This is a genomic window from Microcoleus sp. Pol17C6 (assembly GCF_036701145.1).
Lineage (GTDB): Bacteria > Cyanobacteriota > Cyanobacteriia > Cyanobacteriales > Microcoleaceae > Microcoleus.
This window is the reverse complement of record NZ_JAUBQH010000022.1, coordinates 34,541-59,044: the sequence shown is the minus strand read 5'-3', so window position 1 is coordinate 59,044 and position 24,504 is coordinate 34,541. Positions and strand designations below refer to the sequence as shown.

The window sequence follows — 24,504 nt, the reverse complement described above, 5'->3', positions numbered from 1 at the left end:
TGTTAGGGAGTCTCCAATCAATCAAGGCTGATCTTGGTAGGGCGATCGTGCATTACAGGTTTGGGCTGCATTCCAGGTCGTAAGACACTGACAAACAGCCGTCAATTATAGGTTGGAAAGCGGTAATACCCGCCCCGCTTTCCCTCACCGCCATCCCTTCAGCCGACCGTCGTCCTCCACTCCCAGCCTGGTGGCGGGGGACTGACGGAAAAAACAGAAGTGAAAACAAGGAAGTGTGCGGGATACTTTAGCGGGAATAAACATGACAAAGGACAATAATTCAGGAGAGCAAAAACGGCTGATGCTGGTTGACGACGACCCCAACTTGATCTTGCTCGTCAAGGACTACTTGGAGTTTCGGGGTTACAACGTCATTACAGCAGAAAACGGCAGAGACGCTCTGGAAAAACTAGAACAAGAAGTTCCCGACTTGATTATCTGCGACGTGATGATGCCGGAAATGGACGGCTACACTTTAGTCAAACACATCAGGGAAGACCCTCGCACTAGCTGGATTCCGGTTCTTTTCTTGTCCGCAAAAGGTCAAAGTTCAGACCGAGTAAAAGGCTTGAGCACTGGGGCTGACGTTTATATAGTCAAGCCTTTTGAACCAGAAGAACTGGTAGCCCAAGTGGAATCTTCTCTGAAAGCAGCATCGCGCTTGATTCGCCACTCAAATCCCGGTATGGAGAGTGGCCCAAAAATTAAGGCGCGCCGCAATGTCGAATTGACTCCCACTGAGTTAAAGGTGGTACAGTTGCTAGCCCAGGGTATGGCAAACCGCCAGATCGCAGACGTGATGAATGTCAGCCAGCGGACTATCGAAAGCCACGTCAGCAATATGCTGGGCAAAACAGGTCTGCACAACCGGACAGAGTTAGCTCGCTGGGCTCTTGAAAGCAAAAAGGCTTGAGCGGAGGTAGTCTGCACTATGAAATCAGGGGAGCAAAATCTACTGCTATGCGCTTCGGTATGCCTGCTTGGCGGTAGGGCGGTGGGCGCGGTAGTTTGAAGGCGCCATTAACCTTGACACGGCAGCCGGTATTGAGTTACTAGGCGTATAGTTTTTGAGGGCACCTCGCTCAAATGCAAGCAGGCTTAAAAGAACCCTCTGGCGGTAGAGCCGAAAATATGAAATACTGGGGAGATGGAGTTTTCTGAAGTTTAATCTATTGCCTCAGTTAGCTCCATGTTGCTAAAATGTGATATTTAGATTAACTTCTTTCTACAATTATTAGGTCTAAGTTTCTATGACAAACTTAATGAACCGCCTTTCTATTTTTGTGGACGGGAACAATATGTTCTACGCTCAACAAAAGAACGGCTGGTTTTTTGATCCTCGCAGGGTGCTCGAATATTTCAAAACTTCGCAGCCGAATGTCATCTTGATCAATGCTTTCTGGTATACGGGTCTGAAAGACCCCCAAGATCAAAGGGGATTTCGAGATGCTTTAATCAGTCTAGGTTACACGGTTCGCACTAAAATTCTTAAGGAATATTACGACGATGCTTCGGGCAGATATTCTCAAAAGGCTAATTTAGACATAGAAATTGTGGTTGATATGTTTAATACCGTGGATCAATACGACCAAGTTGTGCTGTTTAGCGGGGATGGGGATTTTGAGCGGGCGATCGAACTGCTCCGCTCGAAAAATACTCATATTACTGTGGTATCAACCGAAGGAATGATTGCTAGAGAGTTACGAAATGCTACAGATAGGTATATAGACCTAAATGAAATTAGGGAACATATCGAGAAGATGGATTATTAGTCATTAGTCATTAGTCATTAGTCAGTAGTTATTAGTCATTAGTCAGTAGTTATTAGTCATTAGTCATTAGTTAGGGGTTAGGGGTTATTAATTATTCGTTATGGGCGCGAGACAGGGGACTGGTGACTGGAGGCTAAAAATCCAGAAAAACGGACAAGTAAAAATCAGGAAAACACTTTTTTAGAGCTATGAAAACTCAACCAAGTCAAGACCGGATTATTATTTTCGATACGACTTTGCGCGACGGAGAACAATCTCCGGGTGCATCTCTGAATGTGGATGAAAAGCTGACGATCGCTCGCCAGTTAGCGAGATTGGGCGTGGATGTGATTGAAGCGGGTTTCCCTTTCACCAGCACGGGAGATTTTGAGGCAGTCCAAAAAATAGCGCGATCGGTTGGCACGGAAGATGGCCCGACAATTTGCGGTTTAGCACGGGCGAGAAAGCAGGATATTAAAACAGCAGCAGAGGCTCTGAAACCAGCAGCCAATGCGCGAATTCATACGTTTCTGGCTACGTCTGATATTCACTTGGAGTATAAGCTGAAAAAGACGCGGGCTGAGGTTCTGGAAATTGTGCCGGAAATGGTGGCTTACGCTAAGTCTTTTGTGGATGATGTGGAGTTTTCGCCGGAAGATGCTTGTCGATCGGAACCGGAGTTTTTGTATCAGGTTCTAGAGCGGGCGATCGCAGCCGGTGCGACTACGGTTAATATTCCCGATACTGTGGGCTACACGACTCCGAGCGAGTTTGGGGCTTTGATTCGGGGAATTAAGGAAAATGTGCCGAATATCGATCGCGCAATTATTTCGGTTCACGGTCACAATGACTTAGGATTGGCTGTTGCTAACTTTTTGGAAGCTGTGAAAAATGGCGCCAGACAGTTAGAATGCACGATTAACGGGATTGGCGAACGGGCGGGAAATGCGGCTCTGGAAGAGTTGGTAATGGCGCTTTACGTGCGGCGCCAATATTATAATCCGTTCTTGGGCCGATCTGCGGATTCTGAGGAACCGCTGACAAATATTGACTCGCGCCAAATTTACAAAACTTCCCGCTTGGTTTCCAATTTGACGGGGATGTTGGTGCAGCCAAATAAGGCGATTGTCGGGGCAAATGCTTTCGCTCACGAGTCGGGAATTCACCAAGACGGGGTGCTGAAAAATAAGCGGACATACGAGATTATGGACGCTGAGTCGATCGGCTTAACTGAAAATCAAATCGTCTTGGGCAAATTGTCGGGGCGCCACGCATTTCACACTCGCTTGAAAGAGTTGGGTTTTGAAATGGCAGACGATGAGCTAAATAAGGCTTTTGTCAAGTTTAAAGATTTGGCGGACAAGAAAAAAGAGATTACGGATTGGGATTTAGAGGCGATCGCCAATAACGAAGTGCACCAAGCACCGGAACTGTTCCGGTTAGAATTGGTACAGGTTTCTTGCGGTGACAAATCGCGGCCGACAGCAACCGTCACTGTACGGAATCCGGCGGGCGAAGAATTGACCGATGCTGCGATCGGCACCGGGCCTGTGGATGCGATTTACAGGGCAATTAACCGGGTGGTAAACGTACCGAACGAGTTGATCGAGTTTTCTGTACAATCGGTAACAGCGGGCATAGATGCGATCGGCGAAGTAACAATTCGCTTGCGCCACGAAGGCAAAGTATTTTCCGGTCACTCAGCAAATACCGACATTATCGTAGCGTCTGCAGAAGCATACATCAGCGCTTTAAATCGCCTGTATCAGGCATTGCAGTCTAATCCTGAAAAAGCCTCCGAAAAACCAACTGCGATCGGAAATCAAGTTGTTGCAGAAGCACAGCGCTGATAAATTTACTGTCAGCCATTTTTCTTGAAACAAACCGCAGACGAACCCAGATCGAAGCAGATAACTCTCAATTAATCTGCGTTAATCCGGGTTTATCTGCGGTTTGAAATTACTTTTTTTACTAATAACAAACTCTTGAAAAATGCAAGACGAAACTTTAAAAAAAGAGCGACAATTCCACGATGCTTGGGCATCCACAATCGATATTGACGGCATTCGAGTCAATGATTACTTTGAAGCTTGCACCGCCCCAGAAAATAGATTTATCGTCCAGCAAATGGGCGATATTACAGGCAAACGCCTGTTAGATTTAGGCTGCGGCGCGGGAGAAAATAGCGTTTATTTTGCTAAAAAAGGCGCCGATTGTGTGGCGGCGGACTATTCTCAGGGCATGGTAGAAGTTGCTCTGAAATTGGCTGAGAAAAACGGCGTCAAAATAGGCGGCTGCACTGTCAATGCAATGGCTATGGATTTCCCGGACAACAGTTTTGATATTGTTTACGCTTCTAATTTGCTGCACCATTTACCGGAACCTGAAAAGGCAATTCGCGAAATGCACCGCGTACTGAAGCCTGGGGGTAAAGCTTGTTTTTGGGACCCGATGAAGCACAATCCGGTGATTAATGTTTACCGTAGAATGGCGACTGAGGTGCGAACTGAGGATGAAAGTCCTTTGGATATTAATATTGTAAATTTTGTCAATTCTTTGTTTTCCGAGACGGCTTATGATACGTTTTGGCTGACATCGCTGTGGATTTTTTTGCGCTTTTATTTAATCGAAAAAGTGCATCCGAATGAGGAGCGTTATTGGAAAAAGATTATCATTGAACAAGAGAGACTGAAACCGGAATACTCTCGATTGGAAGGGTTGGATGGGTTGTTAAAGAAGTTGCCTTTGATGAAGCGCTTGGCTTGGAATTTGGCTGTTGTGGCAACGAAGTAATTAAAAGAAGTACAATAGAAGTACAATAAGTCAAAGCATTTAATTAAGAGGCTAATTATGCCAGAAACTATTACTGCTATCTACGAAAACGGGGTTTTTCGTCCCTTGAGTTCTGTGTCTTTCAAGGATGGGGAAACTGTGCAGATTCAACTCTGGCCAGATGATCCAAAAAAGCAGGCAGAATTGGCAATCCAGTTTTTAGTTGACCGAGGATTGGTGACTCCACTACCTAACAATCCCCATAACGTCGAGGCTGTCACTGATGAAGATGTGTATGAATTGGCTAAAAGGTTAGGGGCCAAACCGGGCAAGCCTCTGTCAGAAATTATTATCGAGGATCGCGGTCCGTGGTAAACATTTATTTTTTGGATAGCAGCGCCCTCATCAAAAGATATGTGGTTGAAATTGGCAGCCCTTGGATAAAAACGCTCACGGATTCCCAGACTGGTAACTCGCTGCTTCTAGTCCGCATTACCTGGGTGGAAGTTCTTAGTGCTTTTGCACGCAGACAACGTGAAGGCGGTATAACTGCTGCGGAAGTTGCTGCACTTATTGCAAATTTTCGATCTGAATTCAATAGTCGGTATAGAGTTATCGAAGTTGATCGGGTACTGGTTGAAAGGGCGGGTGAACTGATTGTTCAATATCCACTGCGGGCTTATGACGCTGTGCAATTGGCGGCTGCTTTGCGCGTTCAATCTGTTTTAACATCAATCCCAGATACTCAACTAATTTTTGTTTCGGCGGACAACAGATTGCTGGATATTGCTCAGTCGGCAGGGTTGGCGATCGACAATCCTAATAATTATCCGTAATCAAGCTGTGTGTACTCAGGAATGCAAGTCTTCATACAAATCAGAGGACTCAAGTAATCACTAGCAACTAATTTTAGTGCGATCGTTATTTAGAGAATTTCTTTCAAAATTTTAAGTAATAGTTGATTCTGTTCCTCCGTACCTAAACTAATCCGCAATTTGTCTTCTAATCGCGGCTGATTGAAGTATCGAATCAATATTCCCCGTACTTTGAGTGTTTGATAAATTCTTTCTGCATCGCCGTTTGGTGGCCGCACTAACAAAAAGTTGGTTTGCGAGGGCCAAACGTCAAAGCCTAATTCCTGGAAGCTAACGGCTAGTTTTGCTCTGGAAGCCTTAATCTTTTCGGCGTTGGCTATTTTGTGGTCTTGATCTGCGATCGCAGCCGCGCCCACTGCATAGGCTAAAGCATCCACATTATAGCTGTCTTTGATTTTATTTAATTCTGCCAGCAGCGCCGGATTTGCTATGCCAAAACCCAGCCTCAATCCTGCTAGGGAATAACCTTTTGAAAGAGTCCTCAAAATTATAACATTACTGTACTTTTTTGTCAAATGCAAAGCATTTTCTTCGGCGAAATCTACATAAGCTTCGTCGATCACAAGAATGCCAGATAACTCTTTAGCCAGTTTCTCCAAATCTGCAATAGATACGGCTGTTCCCGATGGACTGTTTGGCGAAGCTATAAATGTCACTGCACCCTGGGCTGCTATTAGCAAATCGACTGGTAACTTGTAGTCGTCGGGATAAGGAACTTCGACAAATTCTGCATCTTGAATTTCTGCCAAAGTGCGGTACAATACATAGGTTGGCGCGGGACAAACAATCTGTTTCCCTGATTCGCCCACAGCGCGAACTATCAAGTTTAATAAATCGTCGCTGCCGTTACCTACAACAATCCAATCGTCAGCAACTCCCAAAACTTGACTAGCAGCAATACGGAAACTTTTGCCAGTTGGATCAGGATAGCGCCGCAGCATTTCTCCGTCTATTTCCTGAAGCACTTTTAAGGCTTTGGGAGAAGGCGGATAGGGATTTTCATTAGAATTTAGTTTAATAACTTTTGTGCCTAGCGGTGGCTGTTCCCCCGGCACATAGCCAGACATTTCGTGGATGCTTTTGCGAAAGTAATTCATCTATTATCTGTGTTTATCTGCGTTTATCTGCCTTCATCTGCGGTTAAAAAGTCATATCAAACAATTAGTGACTATCCGCGTTATACCCAAATTAATTAACTTTTGCATATCCGCTCGATCGTCCACCGTCCAGGCCACAATGTCAACTCTCTGACTCCGGCTTTCTTGAATTAGTGCGGGGTTTTCCAGCAAAACGCGATACTGGCTGCTAATCAAATTATCCTGATGCGTCACAGCTTGAGCTAATTGAGTTTTGTACGCTTCTAGATTAGCAACAATGTGTCCGATCGCCAAATCACCAGATAGCCGCCGCACTTGTTCGAGAAATCCAGCGTTAAAGGAGGTAATAACGCATTTGTGTTGGATTTCTTCGCCCTTCAAAGTATTGACAAAATCCGCGACATCGGCGTCAGACCACTCGCAGTGAGGTTTGACATCAAAATAAAGAAATTTGCCAACATTTTTGAGTATGGTTAATGATTCTTTTAAAGTAGGAATTTTTTCTTGTGAAAATTCATCGCTAAACCATTTTCCTGCATTAAATGTCTGCAACTCAGACAGGGTTGTTTCCCTAACTTTGCCAGAAACTCCAGTGATTCTATCTAATGTTGCGTCGTGAAAAATCACTGGTACGTTGTCGGCGGATAGCTGGATGTCAAATTCGATCGAATGAGCTCCATGGGCGATCGCCAGTTCAAAAGCTGCTAAAGTGTTCTCGGGGGCGATCGCCGAAAATCCCCGATGTGCGATAATTTCTAAATTCACTGTCTTGTGCCCTCTAAAAAATCTGCCACAGTTTGATTAAAAGTTTCCGGTTGAGTCAAAAAAGACCAGTGATTCCCAGGTACTTTTGCAACGGTAAGATTTTTCAAGTATCTCTTGTATGGCTGCATTTGCCAAGCCATGCGATTTACGCCTTTTTCCGGCTGTACAAACAAAGTCGGTATCTCAATATTTTCAGTTAAACCCGCAACTTTCATCACTTCTGCAAATATCTGATTTCTGGCTGCAATCGCAAATTTACTTCCCCAAGTTCCGTCGGATTTTTGTTCGATTTGGTGTTGGAATACCATTTGCTGCACGTCACTCCAATCTGCGTATTCTCCCGATTGTTTTGCTGCTGCTTCTGCTTGGGCTAAAGTCGCAAACGGGCCCACACATTTTAGACAGTCTAATTTTCGGTAAACAATTGGCAGGGTGAGTTTCATCGCGGCGGGCAGTTTGGTGATGAAGATCGGGTCTATTAAAATCATACTGCAAAAGCGATCGGGATTTTGCCTCGCCCAAATCGCTGCTAGTTTTCCCGTCCAAGAATGTCCTAAAATGTGTGCGTCAGACCAGTTGAGATGTGCCATCAAAGCTTCTAAATCTGCGATCGCACTTTCAAAAGTATAGTCTGTTTTCGGTTTGCTACTCTCTCCGTGACCGCGCATATCTGGCGCTACAATATGATACCGGTTGGAGAAATAATTGCCCAAGCTATTCCAGACACACGAACTATCTGCTAAACCGTGTAACAACAGCAAACGCGGAACTTTTTTACCTGTTTCTGGCTTCCATTCTAGGTATGAAAGTTCCATTCCTGGCAGGTGCAAAGTGTTACGACTTGGCATGATTAGGGGGTTTTATAGTTGGAGAAATTTGATTTAACTTTTTTATGAACAGGCAAGATGCCTGTTCCACAAAGAGTTAATTTTCTTCTACTGTTTTCATAAACAGGCAATATCCCTGTTTCACAAAGAATAAATCTTCTTGTGGGGTGGGGTGGGCTTCTAGCCCGCCCTTCTAACTTAACCTTTGCCCTTCAAACTCAACAAGATAAACTGAGTTTTCTGCGCTTCATCAAAATTGTCATCGCTGACCAAAACTAGACTCTGGCTGCCATCTGGCAAGCGCGGGCCGAGGGTCATCCCTTCTAAATTGTACAGGGGAATCCCGAGTTCGCTTAAGTCTAGCAACAACTTTTTCTTAACAGGTTCGACTGCCACTCGCCCTTTAAAACTCTGGATTCTCGAAGTATCTGTAGCCGCCCCAACCGCTACTTGATAAATCCTAGCGCCGTATCCCGACAGCCCAAAAGAACGTTCTAAACTCAGAATCTGACCGCCACCTACAGTTACTAATTCTGTTAAACCGTTCAAAACTGTCATGGGAACTTGGTCTAACTTGTAAAGATTTTCCGATACTAATTGCGGCGTTTTATCGACGATGACATAATGTAAAAGACGGAGTTTATTTTCCTGTTCCGGGTCTAAATCTTGCATTAACGGCGCTTCCGTAGCTGCAAACAAACGAAACGGATCTAGACCGCCCGGACTAAAGGTTTCTGGGTCGATGGTTAAAGATTCAAAACCTAAATTGTCCACCACTCCTTGCTGCTGTTTTTCATCGCTGGCATCGGGAATATAGCGCTTGGGTATCGGCAAATTTCCCCGCATTTGCCCTGTTTTGAGGTCAAATTCACCGAGAAAAGGAGGGATGCCAACATGAGTCACGCCTTCGCTGGCGACAAATACTGAATTGCGGGGAGAAAGGGCGATGCCTTCGGGATTGATGGAACCCCAAGAGAAGGTTTCACCGTCTGCTTTTTTGAGGGATGTAACGCCTTCAACGGTAACTTTTTGCAGGCGAATATTGCCGGGGTCACTTGATGTGAGGTCGAGTCTGAGACTGTAAAATCTGGCTTCTCCGTTTTCGCTGGGGTCGTCGGAAAGAGCGTAAAAGCGATAAGCTTTATAAGTGACTGCGCTAATACCTTTGGGGTCGTAGGTAATTCCTGACAAACCGCCGACTGGTACTCCTTCAAAATTCATTTTTGGCAATTCGTACTCGCCCAAAAATTCTAGGGACATTTCTGGAAAAGAGCGGTCTTTTGCAACTGCGGGAGGTGGGGCGCAAGCTGTGCAAACAGTTAAAAGAATTAGGGCTAGACTAAATAAGCGTAAAATACGTTGGCGAAGCCCTCGAAGAGGATCGCCCAGCGTCTTTAAATACCCATAATTGCTCAGCACGGTAATTTTTATTTTGTTGCTCTTGTTGAACAGTTTGCTTTTGTGCCATCTTTGTGACATAATTTATACCGTTTTGTAGATATGCAAAACTTGATGTTTCGAGAAGGAATGCCGAATCGCGGCAACCAAATTTTGAGAATGAGAAGTTCTGTACCAATTGGGTGCTTGCTTTTCCTGTGGCTGTGTGCTGGTTCTATTGCTAGCGCCCAAACTAATCCACCAGCCCTCGATCAATTTTCTCCTAATCCTCTAGAAATTACCACACCCGATCCCCTAACTCCCGCCACTGAATCTTTGAGCAGCACTCAGCGGGACGAACTGACAGCGGCTTTGGAAGAGTTAAACTTAGAAGCAGCGACTAAACTGCAAGCTGGAGACGGCGCGGGTGCTTTTGAAATTTGGTTCCGAGAATTGCGGCTGCGGAGGTATCTGGGCCCGGCGGCGGAAATTGCTGCTTTGAGTCGGGTGGGAAGTGTTGCTTGGAGTAACGGTAAAAACCTGGAACTACAGCTTATTACCAAACGGTTGCAAGCAATTCAAAAAGAAGTCAAATCCCAAGTACCACTTAATACTGAGTTGCTCCCCGCCTTCGCTGCGGCTTTTCAGCAGGTGCGCGCTAAAGGCCCGACTGTAGAAGTTTACCAACAAATTCTCGAAAATGCGCGCCAAAACGAAGATATATTGGCTCAAGGTCAGATTTTGAAGGCGATCGGGCTAATTCACATCAATTGGTTGAGTTACGATAAAGCTGCTCCCGTGTATGAGGAATTGGCAACTTTAATTCAGGAAAACCGCGCTTTATTTGCTGCTAATTCTGCTGTGCCAAATTCTGCTGTAGTTGCGGGAAACGGCGCGCCGCCGCAGCCTGTAACTCCTCCAACTGAGGTAGATACCCTGAGACAGTTGGCCTACGTTTACCAGCAGTCGAAACAACCCCTAAAGGCGATCGCAGCCAGGGAAAAACTAGCATCAGTGTATGTCAACCTGCAAAATCCCAGCGCCATACCACCGCTCAAAATTGCGATCGCCAGTGATTACCAAACCATAGGTCAAATCAATTTAGCAGCTCAATACTATCAGGAAGCCTACAATTTAGCCGTTCCCATTCAACAGTATGGCCAAGCTAGCGAAGCTTTAGATAAATTAGCATTGCTTTACCGAGCGCAAAAGCAGTGGGACTCGACTTTGCGGATTTATCAAATGCAGTTGCTGTTAGAAGAGCGGGCTTACAATTTCTACGGATTGATGAACACTTATGACAATATCGGTCAAGTTTATCAAGAGATGAAGGCTTACGATAAAGCTTTGGAATCCTATCAAAAAGGGTTGGACGTGGCTAAAAAATTGGGACACAGACAAGAGTATTTTGCTAAGAAAATTCAAAAAGTTAACAAGCAATTGCAAAGAACTTCGTAATTGTCAGCAGGCAATAATGACAATTTGCAATGTGAGTAATTTAAATGCAGTAAGGTGTGCATTGCACACCCTACTAAACTACTTTTGACTCGTAGGTTTCTCGCGAGATAGAGTAATATAGTACATCAGTTTCGTAATAACGAGCATTTTTTTCATATTTCATGCCAACTTTCTGTATCACCCGCTGGGAGGCGATATTTTCGGGTCGGGCGATCGCAACTATTCTGTCCAAATTTAATATTTGAAATCCATAGTTGAGACTAGCCAAAGATGCTTCTGTAACCAATCCTTGATTCCAATAAACTTTGTCGATCGCATAGCCCACCTCAACTTCCGGTGTTTTGTCCAGAAAAGCCAGTCCGCAGCGACCGATCAATTTACGGTCTATTTTATGTACTAAAGCCCACATTCCGAAGTTGTTTTCTGCCCAACATTTGAGCATGGTATGAATGGCGATTTGTGTTTCTTCTCTAGTTTTAACTCCTCTCAAGAATTTCATTACTTCTGCATCACTGTAAATACGGTACAGCTCATCTAAGTCTTCAGGCGTAAATTGTCTCAGATACAATCGGGCTGTCTCTATTTCGTGCATAATTTATCAGTACAAAGTCTAATACACTTTCATTAAGACGACGGTGAAATGTAGAATCAATCTCTTCAATGCAGTTCACTGCATTTTGAAAACCCAGCATTTGACACAGTAACTAAAACCAGTAGTAAACTCTATGTCTAAAGGCATAAAGTGGCAAGTAGCGGGTATCCGCAATTGTAATAAATATGGGTGACTGAGGGCTGTATGGTTGGAGAATTTGCTGGCTATGTAGAATATTTCCTAATTTGACTGACTCTATTTGCTACAATTATTAGTTGGATATATTGTACAGCTTTTTTGCTCTAAGCTGAGCGAACTGATCTCGCCCGCCCGCCCTACAAGCCACGCAGCGAAAAAAAGCTCGATATCCTCAGAAAAAGGCGCCGGATTTAGCAGCATAATAGCTTCTGCAATCTAAAATCTAAAATCTAAAATCTAAAATCGGATGACAACTTCCTCACCAGTAGCAGATACCAAAAATAAATCCGGCCAGGAAACAGACTGGCGGTTATTCATGAGGTTGGCATCTTACGCAACCCGCAGCAAACGCTTGTTGATTATTTCGATCGCACTATTAGTACCGCTAGCAGTCTCAGGAGCAATTCAACCGATTCTCATCGGACAGGCAATTTCCGTAATTCGCTCGGAACCTACCTACGAATTCTTGCGGGGATTGTCTTTATCTGCTGCCTTGAATATTTTGGCTATTTTGCTGATGCTAACTATCACACTTAGATTAGCACTGCAATCAGTTCAAGGCTATTTAGTCACGAAAGTAGGCCAAATAATTACTACAGATATTAGAAATGATTTGTTCGCCCACGTCACATCGCTAGCAGTGAGATTTTTCGATCGCACTCCTGTCGGTAAATTGATGACTCGCCTCACCAGCGATGTGGAAGCTTTGGGAGAGGTTTTCTCTTCTGGGGCGATCGGCATTGTCAGCGATTTATTTTCCATTTTAGTAATTGCCATTTTCATGTTTACCATGCAGTGGCAACTAGCTTTAATGTTGGTGCTGATGATGATACCAATTACGGCAGTCATAATTTATTTCCAGTACCAATATCGCATAGCAAATTACAATACCAGAGAAGAACTTTCAGATCTCAACGCCCAACTGCAAGAAAATCTGACTGGTATTGGTGTAGTGCAGCTATTCCGCCGCGAAAGATTCAACTCAGAATTGTTTCGCGTCACAAATAAACGCTACATTAAAGCCGTTGACAAAACTATATTTTACGACTCAGCCGTATCTGCGACATTAGAATGGATTGCTTTAGTAGCGATCGCAGCCGTTTTGTGGATGGGCGGTCAAAGGGTTTTAGCCGGTAATCTTAACTTCGGTACTCTCTCTGCATTCATTTTATTTGCTCAGCGTCTCTTCGATCCGCTGCGGCAATTTGCAGAGAAATTCACTGCAATTCAAGCAGGATTTACCGCCGTAGAACGGATTAGCGATATTCTTAACGAACCGATCGAAATTAAAGATCCCACTAGCGGCAAGAAGGAAGAGGGAAGAGGGAAGAACGAAGAAGGAAGAGGGAAGAGGGAAGAACGAAGAAGGGCAGGTTATTCACCGTTGTTGATAACTGGACATCCAGAGGCCACTGCTTACAACTTGTCTCCGTTCGATCGAGGATTGGCAGATAATCATCAAAATCTAGCAAGTTCAGAATATCGTTTATTGGCTAACAATCCCCAATCTCCCCCCGCCACCCCCCCCAAGCTTCGGGGGGGTGAAAATGCCAAATCGCAGAATTCTGAATCTGGAGAAATCCAATTTGACAACGTGTGGTTTGCTTACAAACAAGACGAATATGTCCTGCAAAACCTCAATTTCACCATCAAATCCGGCGAAAAAGTAGCATTAGTTGGCCCCACGGGTGCGGGCAAAAGTTCGATTATCCGTCTCCTGTGCCGCCTTTACGAGCCAACGCGAGGACGGATTCTGGTTAATCATGTCGATATTCGGGATTTGCCTCAAGCAGAGTTACGCAGACACATAGGCGTGATTATCCAAGATGGCTTTCTATTTGCTGGTGACGTGAAGAGCAATATCAGCTTGGGAGAAAGTTACTCGATTGAGGAAATTCAAGCAGCAGCAGAAAAGACAAATGTTGCCCGTTTAATCGAACAGTTGCCTCAAGGTTATGATACGCAATTGCGGGAACGGGGAACCAATCTTTCGGGGGGCCAAAAGCAATTATTAGCGTTTGCTCGCGCGGCTATTCGCAATCCCAGTATTTTAGTGCTCGACGAGGCAACTGCTAGTTTGGATGTGGGGACGGAAGCTTTAATTCAAGAAGCTCTAGAGCGTTTAATGGCGGAAAGAACGGCGATAATTATTGCCCACAGGCTCTCGACTATCCGAAATGTCGATCGCATTTTAGTGCTCAAACGCGGGCAGTTAATAGAGTCTGGCAGCCACGAAGAATTGTTGCAGCAAGAAGGTTTATATGCCAGTTTGTACAAGCTGCAAATGCTGGGAAGTTAATATCTGAAGGAAGAACGAAGAGGGAAGAGGGAAAATTTTCGGAATACCGAGATACAGGACTTGACGGGGTAAGAACCCCGTCAAGTTTTCTATTCAACCTTTGTTTGCACTTTTTATCTGCGATTCACTTCACGTTAAGCTGAGGATTCCGATCGCCCAGCCCCATTGCCAATCCCACCACGTCAGATGCCAGCATCCCACTCAGGAAGGCCCCAAATGCTGTCACCCCCACATTGACTGCATCCAGCGATTGCATAGGGAAAGCGCTGCTGTAGAGAAAGCCTCCAGCAATCCCACCCGCTAGGCCAGAGACTCGGAAGGCAATTTCTCGGAACGGATCGGGAGGAGGAGGGGGAGGAGGAAACCGCCACCAGGGCCCCCTTGGAATGGTTCCGCACCATCCGGCGATCGCCCAAGCAATTAATAAAGCTGTATTCATTTGCTTTTATGTCGATACGTTAGCTCTATTGTGGCGATCGGAGCGAGCGATCGACCAGTCGCATTTTTGAGTGACACTTATTTGAGCGACAGGCATCTGTGCCACCACAGCAGACCTTGGCATACATTCAACTAGATTTGTCCTCCAATCTAAAATCTAAAATCGAAAATCTAAAATTGATTCACTTGCCTGAAATCATTTTCCCCAGGGTTTCCGGCAGGTTAATTATATGTTGAAACAACTGGTTGGGCCCGATGCCAAATAATAACTGCATCGTCAGCACAATTGCTGCTAAACCAATCGCGGTGCCGATGCTGGCTTTCAACACTTTAAACGCCCAATTAAAGACTAGCCAAGATACAAGTAACGAAGCAATTAAAATAATTATTTCTATTGGCATATAACATTTTTAACTCTATTTAAACTCTACATACCTTACGCAGCAATACCAAATAAACCGGGTTTTTTATCTATGTTAAAGGTTCAAATGCAGTATTTCGGTAAAAACCCGGTTTCTGCGTCCAAGACTACTCTACTTATTACTTTAAGCAATACTGCCGCGCTTCCGTGTTTCCTTATAAGAAATTCCGACATTTTTTAAGCCGGCTTTAATCATTTGCTGCTCTAACAAAGCGAAAAAGCGACTTCGATCGCCCCCCGTGACTACCGCTTGATTATGAGCTTCTGCTAGCGTCACCGGATACCCGCCGCCTTTGTGTACTTGAGCGAGCATCATTCCTAATGCTAAATCTAGCTGTGCTGTATCTTGTGCTACCCATTCCGGCACTTCTATTCTAGCAATTTCTGTGCCAACGTGAACGTAACAGAAATAGACGGAATTAAGACCGTACAAATCTAAAATTCGAGCTTGAGATTTCCACAAAGGGCTTCTTTGTCCCGGTGAGAGGATTGTTGCCCACAATATGGCATCTCGCAAAGGTTCAAATTCTTGACAAGGTGCTTTTTCCGCGAAAGAAATTGTGGCGGCAAATCCGACGTTCGGGCAATTTGTCATGCAGTCTGGTACTTCGTGAGTGCAAGCTTCAAACCGCAAAAAAGATAAGCTTTCGCTGCTGCGAGAAGCGCTTAAGTATCCTAACAGCGGGATTCCTGCTAAACGCAACTTGTCCCAAGCTTCTAAAATTGGCAGCAAAATTTGATCGCGCGCATCGGTGGGTAACTGTTCCAAAAACCAATAAATCAGGGAACCGTCTACCATTGCTAAAGCTGGTGCGGGCAATTTATTGTCGTTAACTTTTGCCCAATTGCAGCCCATTTCTGCTAAGGCAATTGCTTCGGAAACTGCTCGCCGGTATCCCATCCATTCTTCGGTTCTAATTCCCCACTGCCGCGAACCGTACAAGTCTTCGGGTTTGTAGAAAACTTCGGGTACGCTGTCTAAAACTGGGTGGCGGCTTTGCCCGTAGTGCAGCATGACTGTGCCGACGTTTAGCAGGTAACAGTAGGCTATTTCGTGATGGTTGGGGGAAATTTGCGAGCCGTCTGTGGCAAAGACTGTGTGGGCGGCGGGGGGTGCGGTGATGTAGGTACGATCGGACAATGGCTCGATCGGCGTGGCAGCATTGAATAAAGTGCGATCGCGCCAATTCTCTTGCAATTCCACCAATTTTTCCTGTTCCGTTGCAGCCTTTATCAGCAAATTCTGAGCCACTTCCAAACGTTGGCGAGCCGCGTGAGCTTCCACATTCAAATGTTGGCTCATTCCCTGCATTGCCTTGGCTGCTTTAGTTAAATCGAGCATTGGTTTTAAGTCTCAATATTAGAAAGCTTTCAAGCTGAGAAATTATCAAAATACTTGTCAATTTTTTGGTGAAGCTTTGTTTTTTGTCATACACGCGGTTTGACCCATTAAAATACTTCGTCCCGGCCCACAGAAATAGTAAAAAACCCGGTTTTGGAGGTTAAGATTACTTCCAATAGTCTATAAAAAAAACATTTTTTTTTCGATAACCTTGCTTTTTTGATGGATTTTTGTTATATTTGTTTTATAATGGGATGGTGACAAAAATATTATTTTTGTCACCATCCCATTATATTAAAATACCATGTCTATGCCGCAAAAGTCAACAAAAAAGATGTAAAATTTTGTGATTTTTTTGACTCTGAAAAGCGAAAAAAAATCCTACCTGTAAACAAATCTAACATCAATAGTCGATCGGCCGCCAATCTGCAAAATCTCCGGCAAACTGCGACAGAGAAAGCAATTGAACTGGTGGATTTTGAGCCACAGATTCCCGTTCTGCCAAAGTATTGTAACCCCAATCAGCCAAAAATAACCTCACCTGAGATAAATCCGGCTGCTGCTTCACCGACAGCAAAGTTTTTAACCTGTCTTCCACAAACCAAATAGTCGAATCTTTGCCAGACGCGGCTAAAAATTCCCGCAAAATTTGGTGTTTCGGCTTGTTGTATTCCTTACCAAAAATCAACTCTGACGGCATTTGTACGCCTGCTAGCTGCAAAAGTTCTCGCACAAAACGACCTTCCTTTGTAGTGACGATCGCCAGTTTCACCGAACTCTCCTGCAACGAGTGCAAGCGATCGGCTACCCCAGGATAAAAGCGGTGCAAAGACAGCCACCCAGCTAAATCCTCAGCAATCCAATTATCGCGCAAGCCGTCTAACATAGCGCCGACAGACTGCGCTTTTAAATTATTTTCGGTCAACAAATACGGTACTATATTGGGCCAATCTCGCAAAATTTGCTCTGGCGAAATTCCTGTCAGTAGTGCGCGGATAAGCAGTGGCATTTCCCAACCACTTTCAATGGCGGGCCGCACTCGGTAAAAACTCAAAGCTAAATTTGGATCGGGTACTGTTTCGACTGGTTTCCAGATTTGACAGTAGGTACGCCAAGCTGTTTGGAAATATTCGATTAGTCCGTCACAAATCACACCGTCAAAATCAAGAGCTAGAATTGTCGGAAAGTTATTAGCCATCAATCGATTTTAGATTTTAGATTTTAGATTTGGGATTTGGGATTGAAGAATTGAACAATTGAACAATTTGAGAATTGAAGAAAGCGATATTACTTATGAATCCGGGGACTGGTTATCGGATATTATTTTTTGGTTGTGCCAGGATAAAGACGGGGGCTTGTACCCTGGCTGCTTTCGGTCACTGGATTGAAGAATTGAAGAATTGACTATGCAAACACTCAGCAATGATTGGTGAAGAGTGGTTATTAAAAAGACTGAACTAGCGGTTGAGCGGCAATCGATTCTAGTCCTTGGGACTGCAACAATTGCGTCCACTCGGTCGTCAGCCGGGAATCATCGGGTGCGAGGCGCCGCATTTCGGCTAGAGTAGCAACAGTCTCGTACCAAATCCCATTTTTAGCATAAGCAATCACCTTAGCCATAGGGTCGGGATTTGCCAAATCGTTCTTGAGATTGGCCTGGGGTTCAATTCGCTGCATCCATCCTTTAACAATATAATCTCCCGAACGCTCCAGCGGATCGCAGGCTAGTGCAAACGACCACACATATCGCTTACCAACCTCAATATTTTTTGTCTGGTCTTTCTCAGAAAGGCTAACTCCAATAATTCCGGCTTTGTCATTTTTTAAAGTAGTTTCGTAAACTACTTCGGATTCATCTTCGTTTAGCAAAATAAACTCTACTTGAGCCGCCGGTTGAGATACATATACAAAAAATGTTGGCGACTCTGTTAGCGTTAAACCAATATTGCTTTCAGGTATTAAGGGAGTAATGAATAAACCATCCCGTAACTTACAGCCTCGATGCGTCCCCCCTTGCCGGTTGTCGGGGGCTGTTACATCGGGAGGTTTGAAATTAACATTCTGACTCAGCAGAATGGGTGCAGGCACAGCCTGCATCGGTGTCAGCAAACTGGGGAGAGTAACGGCGATCGCCAATACAGTCATCACCAGTGCAGTAAAATGTATAAAACGTTTCATTTTTCCACCAACTTGTAGAAATATTTATAGAGCGCATCTCTAAATGTTAACCCGGAGTTTTAGCCCCGGGCGCGATCGAGTAAATGGGTCAATTTTCACATCGCCATCGGCCGACCGACAAAATTTTCAGAAATAGCGAGATTTAAAGCGGCGCAACCAGTGGTTGAGCTGCAACTGATTCCAGTCCTTGGGACTGCAGTAATTGCGTCCACTTGGCTGTCAGCTTCACATCCCCCGGTGTCTGGCGCCGCATTTGGGCTAAAGTAGCGAGTGTTTCGTACCAAATCCCATTTTGAGCATAAACATTGAGCCTAGTCATCGGGTCGGGATTTGCCAACTCGCTCTTGAGAGTTGCCTGCGGTTCAATTCGCTGCACGAACCCTTTAACAACTAAATCCGCAGCTCGGTCTTCGGGGTCGCAAACTAGCGAAAATGACCACACGTATCGCTTGCCAACTTCAAGGGATTTGTTGTTGTCCACGGTAGCAGGAATGGTAACTCCAACAATCCCAGATTTGTCTAGTTTAAATGTTTTTTCGTAGACCACTTCCTCTTCCTTGTCGTTGAGGACAGTAAACTCTATTTTTGCCGAGGTTTGAGGAACATAGACAAAAATTGTGGGAGACTCTGTTAGGGTTAAACCGATATTAGTTGGAGGTACTAAAGGAGTAATAGATAAACCCGCTGGACAAAGCTTGTTGCCGCGATGTGTTCCTCCTTGTCGGTTGGCGGGGGCTGTTACGTCGGGAGGCTTGAAATTAACATTTTGACTCAGCAGAAGCGGCTGGGATTGTGCGCGCATCGGTGCAAGTGAACTGGGTACGGTAGCTGCTATCGCAGATACGGCGACCGCAAGTGTAGCCCGATGTAGAAAACGTTTCATTTGGTTGTACCTTTCACTATAATTGCAAACACAGGCATTCGCTGATGGCGACAAATATTTTTGAGCTGCTAGTCGAGGGTGCAGATACACAATTTATACCTTGACATATCATCAATAACATTAATTAATTCGAGCGGCAAGGGGATTCTCTGTCGGAAAAATCAGGTTTCCTCAACCGCAAGTATCATTGGATACAGTTGGTCGCCACGTACTGTAAATTTTTGTAACAAAGTGGTCGGAGTTTCCGAGTGTTCTAAGATGGAGGAAGTCTCCAGCAGGCGGGAAATGTGAAACAACTGCTGTTCCAGAAACGAGTCAAACTTTTATGCTGGGATAATGAGTAAAATATCTAACAAAATTCGATCGGCAGTGGCTCAATTGAGTCAAATGTATAAACCATCACTAGCATTGGCTAAGTCTGTATTAATTGCCAGCGCAGCAGTAACATTATCATTGATGGGGGCCAGACACCTAGGAATACTCGAACCATTAGAATTAAGCGCTTACGACCAAATGGTGAGGTGGCGTCCCGAGGAACAGCCAGACTCGCGTTTGCTAGTTGTGGGGATTACCGAAGCAGACATTCAGAAACTGAATCAGTGGCCAATATCCGATCGCAAAATAGCTGAAATCTTACAAAAACTTGACAAAATGCAGCCGGCAGTCATCGGTTTAGATGTACTGCGAGACGTACCTTTAGGAGACGGGCGCGAGGAATTAACTAAACTTTTACAAAAAAGCGATCGCATTATCGGGGTATGTTTAGTCACCGACGGCAGCCCGGATAATCCCGGTTCTCCGCCTGCGCCGGGGCTGCCAGAAAACCGGGTGGGATTTGCAGATTTCGGAGTCGATCCGGGTGGCATACTCCGTAGGGCTTTATTATTTATGAAACCCCCGACAATTAAGGGCAATTCCTCGGCCCAAAAACATCTTTGCAATGACGACTCTCAAGTTTTATATTCCTTCAACCTCCAGCTAGCACTCCGCTACCTGCAAGGGCAAAAAATTTCTCCCCAACTTGCACCAGATCAATCTTTATGGCTGGGAAAAACCAAATTAAAACAACTAGCAAGCAATGACGGAGGATACACAAATACCGATGTCAGGGGATATCAAATATTAATTAACTATCGTTCCAGGCGGCAAGTTGCCAACCAAGTCAGAATTACGGATCTTTTAGAAGGGAAAGTTGACCCGAAGTTAGTTAAAGATAAAATAGTGCTCATCGGTTACACCACAGAAACCGTTAAAGATTTCTTTTATACTCCTTACAGTGGGCGACAACAAAGCAACCAATTCATGCCTGGTATCGTGGCCCACGCACAAGTAGTCAGCCAAATTTTGAGTGCAGTTTTAGACAACAGACCGATGCTATGGTTTTGGTCGGAATGGGCAGAAATCTTGTGGATTTCGGGATGGTCAATTGTCGGAGGAACCTTGGCATCGCGGATGGCTCACCCAGCGAAGTTGACGGTGACATTCGGAGCAATGCTGTCCGGGTGTTGCGCGATCGGCTTTGGGATTTTTCTGTTGGGAGGGTGGGTGCCTGTGGCAGCGCCAGCGTTAGCATTAATCTTAACTGGCGGTAGCATTGTCTCAGCAGAGAGATTTAATAAAGCCGGATACGGGAAAGCAATTAGTGATCGAGTAAAACAAGTCTTTAAAATCGAAATAGACCAAGCCAAAAAAGAACAGCAAGTCGCCGAAATCACCGAATCTGATTTCTTTAAAGAATTGCAGCAAAAGAAAGATAAACTGAGGATTAGCAAACAAGAAACCTCTGAAAAACCACCTTCCGAAGCCCAAGAAATAATTGCAAGTACCCCAGAGCTTCCCAAGGTCGAAAGTCAAACAGACGAATACCTAGCTCAGTTGCAGGAAAAAGACAAACAGCAGAAGCAGCGCGCCGCCGTGACTGAATCGGAAAGTGGCTATCAAACGGGTGCGATCAATGCCGGCAGCGGTGCTAGTTCAGCCGAAACTCAACATGACGAGTTCAGCGATTTGCAAACCAAAGCCAAACAGATGCGGCAGCGCAGGGGCGCCCAAAAGATGATAAAAGATGAAAAAATTGATAGTTTAACAGATAAGGAGGATGTGGGGGGCAAGGAAGAATGACAGACAACTCGACTGCATCATCGAGAATTGCATCATAATTGGTTCTCGCCGTTTCTTACCCTAATACGTAGATCATGTCCAAAATCATCTCTGTCCACTCTTACCGGGGCGGAACTGGCAAATCGAACACGACAGCAAACCTGGCATCTATTATCGCTCGCGGCGGAAATCGGGTCGCCATTGTGGACACAGACATTCAATCACCGGGGATTCACGTGCTCTTCGGTTTCAGCGAGAGCAACATGGATCGCTGCCTGAACGATTACCTGTGGGGTCGATGTCCGATCGCAGATACGGCCTACAATGTGAGTTCGCTGCTGCCAAAATTAGCCAGTAACGGCAACCTCTACCTGATTCCTTCGAGCATTAAAGCAGGGGAGATAGCGCGAGTTTTGCGCGAAGGCTACGATGTGGGACTGCTTACCGACGGCTTTCAAGAACTGATCGAGGTTTTGAACTTAGACTACCTATTTATAGACACGCACCCGGGGCTCAACGAAGAAACCCTCCTCAGCATCACCATTTCCGACATCCTGCTGCTGATTCTGCGTCCGGATCAGCAAGATTTTCAGGGAACGGCTGTCACGGTAGATGTGGCCCGCAAATTAGAAGTTCCCAAGATTTTGATGACGATTAACAAAGCCCCAGAATCCCTGGATTTCGAGGATTTGAAGCAGCAAGTAGAGAGTATCTACAACATCCCAGTGGCAGGGGTACTGCCCCACAGCGACAAGATGATGCTGCTTGCCAGCAAGGGAGTGTTTGCGCTGCATTTCCCTAACGACCCTCTAACTAAGGTTGTCGAAGGGATTGCGAAACAGATTGTGGGATAATTGGTGCAGCGAATGCCGATCGCCCGCCCAGCAGTTTCGCTTTGGCTCTCAATTCTTGCGGAGCGATGTCCTCCTGCGTATCCCGAATATTTGGTTAAAGAGTCATGAGAATGGCGACAAAATGAGATACAAATAGATTATGAGAATTTGTTAAAAAACTTTAGGAGGAGAACTCATGGAATTTGACTTCCGCATACTAATAGTATTGATGCCCGTATTGTTGGCGGGCGGCTGGGCTGCTTACAACGTCGGTGCTATAGCTCTCAAACAAGTGCAGAAATTGTTGAACAAGCAAGCATGAACTAAGCATTATCACCAGTAATTTCGCAGCCGGCTGTTTTTTGAGATACAAAACAGCCGGCTATTTTGTGCATTGGCTCAGCTTAAGTGATGGCTGATTCTTGGTGAGCAATTTACGACTGCAGAGAGATGGGATCAAAACCCAAGAAAAGTTAAATTTAAAGGTTAAGCAGAAACCAGGTACGCTCAAGCAAAATACTTTGTTGCAGCAAACGAGCCTGGGTAAAAAAACCTAGCGGTGAAAGCAGGGCGATCGTGTAAGTTCGGATTTTGATGTTTTGAACTCTACTCAGGATTTATGAGTAGAGTGTTATAAAAATATTTTGTAACCACGTTATCGCAGAAAATATGAGACAATCACAAAAGTATTTGCCCTAACAATCGCCATAAAAACTACGAAGTTTAACTGGTAGGGAAGATAGGTCAAATTGTCAATGTTGAATTCCTATATCTTTAGATAGATTATGCTTTTTCCCCGATCAAGCGGCATGCTACTCCACCCCACATCCTTTCCCAGTCGATTTGGCATTGGGGACATGGGAATAGAAGCATATCGTTTTATTGACTTTTTAGTAGAGAGCGACCAGCAATACTGGCAGGTATTGCCGCTGGGCCCCACAGGATACGGCAATTCTCCTTATTCGTGCTATTCAGCAATGGCGGGAAATCCGCTGCTAATTAACCCAGAACTGCTGCGGGATCAGCAATTGCTCGCAGATGAAGACTTCGCTAATTTGCCAGAATTTCCGCTGGATTATGTAGACTTCGAGCGAGCGATCGCCCTGAAAGTGCCTTTGCTTAAAAAAGCTTGCGAAAACTTCAAAGCCAAAGCATCCCCGATCCAGCAAAAAGAATTCTCAGGTTTTTGCAAAAGCAAAGAGAATTGGCTGGAAGATTACGCCTTATTTATGGCACTAAAAGATCACTTTGGCGGTGTTAGCTGGAACAATTGGGAACCAGAAATTGCCCGTCGAGAACCAGAGTCGGTAGAGAAGTGGCGTCAGCAGCTAAATGCGGAGATTTATTACTACAAATACGTCCAGTTTGAGTTTTTTCGCCAGTGGACGGAGTTGAAACGCTATGCTAATATGCGGGACATTAAAATTATTGGCGATATTCCGATTTATGTAGCTCACGACAGCGCGGATGTATGGTCTCATCCAGAAATATTTTGCTTGGATGAAGCCAGCGGAGAACCAGCTTTAATGGCGGGAGTTCCCCCTGATTACTTCAGCAATACAGGTCAATTGTGGGGCAACCCGGTATACAATTGGGAGAAGTTGCAAGCAACTAATTTCGAGTGGTGGGTGCAGCGTTTTGAAGCGATTTTCTCTTATGTAGACGTGACTCGGATCGATCACTTTCGAGGATTTGAAGCTTACTGGGCGGTGAAGCGCGGACAGGAAACTGCGATCGAGGGAGAGTGGATTAAAGCGCCGGGAACAGCTTTGTTGGATCTAATTAACGAGAAGTTTGGCAACTTGCCGATTATCGCAGAAGATTTAGGGGTAATTACTCCAGAAGTGGAAGCTTTGCGCGATCGATACGAGTTTCCAGGAATGAAGATTTTGCAGTTTGCTTTTGGCGCGGGCCCTGGCGATCCTTTTTTGCCTTTCAATTACGATCGCAACTCGGTAGTCTACACCGGCACCCATGACAACGACACGACTGTCGGCTGGTTCAATCAACTGCAAGACTACGAAAGAGATGAGGTTTTGCGTTATTTGGGCTGCATCGATCCCCAAGGAATTCACTGGTCTTTAATCCGCATGGGCTGGATTTCTATTGCTAATATGGCAATTGTGCCGTTTCAAGATTTGTTGGGTTTAGGTACTGACGCGCGGATGAATTTTCCGGGGAAACCAGAGGGAAATTGGGGATGGCGGTATCGACCCGAAGCTTTGAATTGGGAAGTGCGCGATCGGCTCAAAACTATGACTTACATCTCCGGGCGCGCTCCTAATAAACATTGAGCTT

General features: G+C 45.1%; 23 protein-coding genes. 12 read left to right on the top strand and 11 right to left on the bottom strand.

The genetic code is table 11. The features are described from left to right. Positions 1 to 262 precede the first annotated feature (262 nt). From QUA25_RS13245 to QUA25_RS13220, 6 genes are all read left to right on the top strand, one after another. Entirely contained in the window at positions 263 to 913 is a 651-nt protein-coding gene (locus QUA25_RS13245; protein ID WP_333038438.1) for a response regulator transcription factor, read from the top strand. Positions 914 to 1,250: 337 nt separating this feature from the next. Then, positions 1,251 to 1,772, top strand: a complete 522-nt coding sequence (locus QUA25_RS13240; protein ID WP_006633075.1) for a LabA-like NYN domain-containing protein — start codon at positions 1,251 to 1,253, stop codon at positions 1,770 to 1,772. Between the two features lie 188 nt (positions 1,773 to 1,960). Continuing rightward, positions 1,961 to 3,601 (top strand): 2-isopropylmalate synthase, encoded by a 1,641-nt coding sequence (locus QUA25_RS13235; protein ID WP_333038435.1) that lies wholly within the window; start codon positions 1,961 to 1,963, stop codon positions 3,599 to 3,601. A 142-nt stretch (positions 3,602 to 3,743) separates the two neighbouring features. After that, positions 3,744 to 4,544: a class I SAM-dependent methyltransferase gene (locus QUA25_RS13230; protein WP_333038433.1), complete on the top strand. Its 801-nt coding sequence runs from the start codon at positions 3,744 to 3,746 to the stop codon at positions 4,542 to 4,544. Between the two features lie 57 nt (positions 4,545 to 4,601). After that, positions 4,602 to 4,898 (top strand): antitoxin family protein, encoded by a 297-nt coding sequence (locus tag QUA25_RS13225; RefSeq protein WP_333038430.1) that lies wholly within the window; start codon positions 4,602 to 4,604, stop codon positions 4,896 to 4,898. Beyond that, positions 4,892 to 5,359, top strand: coding sequence for a type II toxin-antitoxin system VapC family toxin (locus QUA25_RS13220; RefSeq protein WP_333038429.1), 468 nt, complete (start codon positions 4,892 to 4,894; stop codon positions 5,357 to 5,359). The genes QUA25_RS13225 and QUA25_RS13220 overlap by 7 nt, the downstream gene beginning before the upstream one ends. Positions 5,360 to 5,448: 89 nt before the next feature. Here the strand turns inward: QUA25_RS13220 and hisC are convergent, their stop codons facing one another. From hisC to QUA25_RS13200, 4 genes are all read right to left on the bottom strand, one after another. Next, positions 5,449 to 6,495, bottom strand: coding sequence for a histidinol-phosphate transaminase (gene hisC / locus QUA25_RS13215; protein WP_333038426.1), 1,047 nt, complete (start codon positions 6,493 to 6,495; stop codon positions 5,449 to 5,451). 51 nt (positions 6,496 to 6,546) lie between these two features. Further along, a complete protein-coding gene (locus tag QUA25_RS13210) occupies positions 6,547 to 7,260 on the bottom strand; it encodes a glycerophosphodiester phosphodiesterase family protein (protein WP_333038423.1) in 714 nt (237 codons plus the stop codon). Then, a complete protein-coding gene (locus QUA25_RS13205; protein ID WP_333038421.1) occupies positions 7,257 to 8,108 on the bottom strand; it encodes an alpha/beta hydrolase in 852 nt (283 codons plus the stop codon). The genes QUA25_RS13210 and QUA25_RS13205 overlap by 4 nt, the downstream gene beginning before the upstream one ends. Before the next feature lie 177 nt (positions 8,109 to 8,285). Next, positions 8,286 to 9,566 carry an esterase-like activity of phytase family protein gene (locus QUA25_RS13200; protein ID WP_333038418.1) on the bottom strand — a complete coding sequence of 427 codons (1,281 nt, stop codon included), beginning with the start codon at positions 9,564 to 9,566 and terminating at the stop codon, positions 8,286 to 8,288. A gap of 21 nt (positions 9,567 to 9,587) precedes the next feature. Here QUA25_RS13200 and QUA25_RS13195 point away from each other — a divergent pair, with 21 nt between their 5' ends. Next, positions 9,588 to 10,922 (top strand): tetratricopeptide repeat protein, encoded by a 1,335-nt coding sequence (locus tag QUA25_RS13195; protein WP_333038416.1) that lies wholly within the window; start codon positions 9,588 to 9,590, stop codon positions 10,920 to 10,922. Positions 10,923 to 10,995: 73 nt separating this feature from the next. Here QUA25_RS13195 and QUA25_RS13190 read toward each other — a convergent pair whose 3' ends face one another. Then, complete coding sequence (locus QUA25_RS13190; protein ID WP_333038415.1) at positions 10,996 to 11,514, bottom strand: GNAT family N-acetyltransferase; 519 nt, start codon at positions 11,512 to 11,514, stop codon at positions 10,996 to 10,998. A gap of 445 nt (positions 11,515 to 11,959) precedes the next feature. On the opposite strand from QUA25_RS13190, the gene QUA25_RS13185 reads away from it, so the two are divergent. After that, positions 11,960 to 14,011: an ABC transporter ATP-binding protein gene (locus QUA25_RS13185; protein WP_333038413.1), complete on the top strand. Its 2,052-nt coding sequence runs from the start codon at positions 11,960 to 11,962 to the stop codon at positions 14,009 to 14,011. 124 nt (positions 14,012 to 14,135) lie between these two features. Here QUA25_RS13185 and QUA25_RS13180 read toward each other — a convergent pair whose 3' ends face one another. From QUA25_RS13180 to QUA25_RS13155, 6 genes are all read right to left on the bottom strand, one after another. Continuing rightward, positions 14,136 to 14,450, bottom strand: a complete 315-nt coding sequence (locus QUA25_RS13180; protein ID WP_333038411.1) for a hypothetical protein — start codon at positions 14,448 to 14,450, stop codon at positions 14,136 to 14,138. 181 nt (positions 14,451 to 14,631) lie between these two features. Next, entirely contained in the window at positions 14,632 to 14,850 is a 219-nt protein-coding gene (locus QUA25_RS13175) for a hypothetical protein (RefSeq protein WP_333038409.1), read from the bottom strand. Between the two features lie 144 nt (positions 14,851 to 14,994). Continuing rightward, positions 14,995 to 16,212, bottom strand: a complete 1,218-nt coding sequence (locus QUA25_RS13170; RefSeq protein WP_333038407.1) for a DNA double-strand break repair nuclease NurA — start codon at positions 16,210 to 16,212, stop codon at positions 14,995 to 14,997. Between the two features lie 403 nt (positions 16,213 to 16,615). Continuing rightward, a complete protein-coding gene (locus QUA25_RS13165; protein ID WP_333038488.1) occupies positions 16,616 to 17,410 on the bottom strand; it encodes an HAD hydrolase-like protein in 795 nt (264 codons plus the stop codon). A 245-nt stretch (positions 17,411 to 17,655) separates the two neighbouring features. Beyond that, entirely contained in the window at positions 17,656 to 18,390 is a 735-nt protein-coding gene (locus QUA25_RS13160) for a DUF928 domain-containing protein (RefSeq protein WP_333038406.1), read from the bottom strand. A 142-nt stretch (positions 18,391 to 18,532) separates the two neighbouring features. Further along, positions 18,533 to 19,273: a DUF928 domain-containing protein gene (locus QUA25_RS13155; protein ID WP_333038404.1), complete on the bottom strand. Its 741-nt coding sequence runs from the start codon at positions 19,271 to 19,273 to the stop codon at positions 18,533 to 18,535. 336 nt (positions 19,274 to 19,609) lie between these two features. Here QUA25_RS13155 and QUA25_RS13150 point away from each other — a divergent pair, with 336 nt between their 5' ends. The 4 genes from QUA25_RS13150 to malQ all read left to right on the top strand — a co-directional run bounded on the left by QUA25_RS13150 (position 19,610) and on the right by malQ (position 24,500). Further along, on the top strand, positions 19,610 to 21,394 hold the full coding sequence (locus QUA25_RS13150) for a CHASE2 domain-containing protein (RefSeq protein WP_333038402.1): 1,785 nt from the start codon (positions 19,610 to 19,612) through the stop codon (positions 21,392 to 21,394). 74 nt (positions 21,395 to 21,468) lie between these two features. After that, positions 21,469 to 22,227: a MinD/ParA family protein gene (locus QUA25_RS13145; protein ID WP_333038399.1), complete on the top strand. Its 759-nt coding sequence runs from the start codon at positions 21,469 to 21,471 to the stop codon at positions 22,225 to 22,227. Positions 22,228 to 22,402: 175 nt separating this feature from the next. Continuing rightward, positions 22,403 to 22,528 (top strand): photosystem II protein Y, encoded by a 126-nt coding sequence (locus tag QUA25_RS13140; RefSeq protein ID WP_333038396.1) that lies wholly within the window; start codon positions 22,403 to 22,405, stop codon positions 22,526 to 22,528. 463 nt (positions 22,529 to 22,991) lie between these two features. Next, positions 22,992 to 24,500 carry a 4-alpha-glucanotransferase gene (gene malQ / locus QUA25_RS13135; protein ID WP_333038394.1) on the top strand — a complete coding sequence of 503 codons (1,509 nt, stop codon included), beginning with the start codon at positions 22,992 to 22,994 and terminating at the stop codon, positions 24,498 to 24,500. Positions 24,501 to 24,504: the final 4 nt, after the last annotated feature.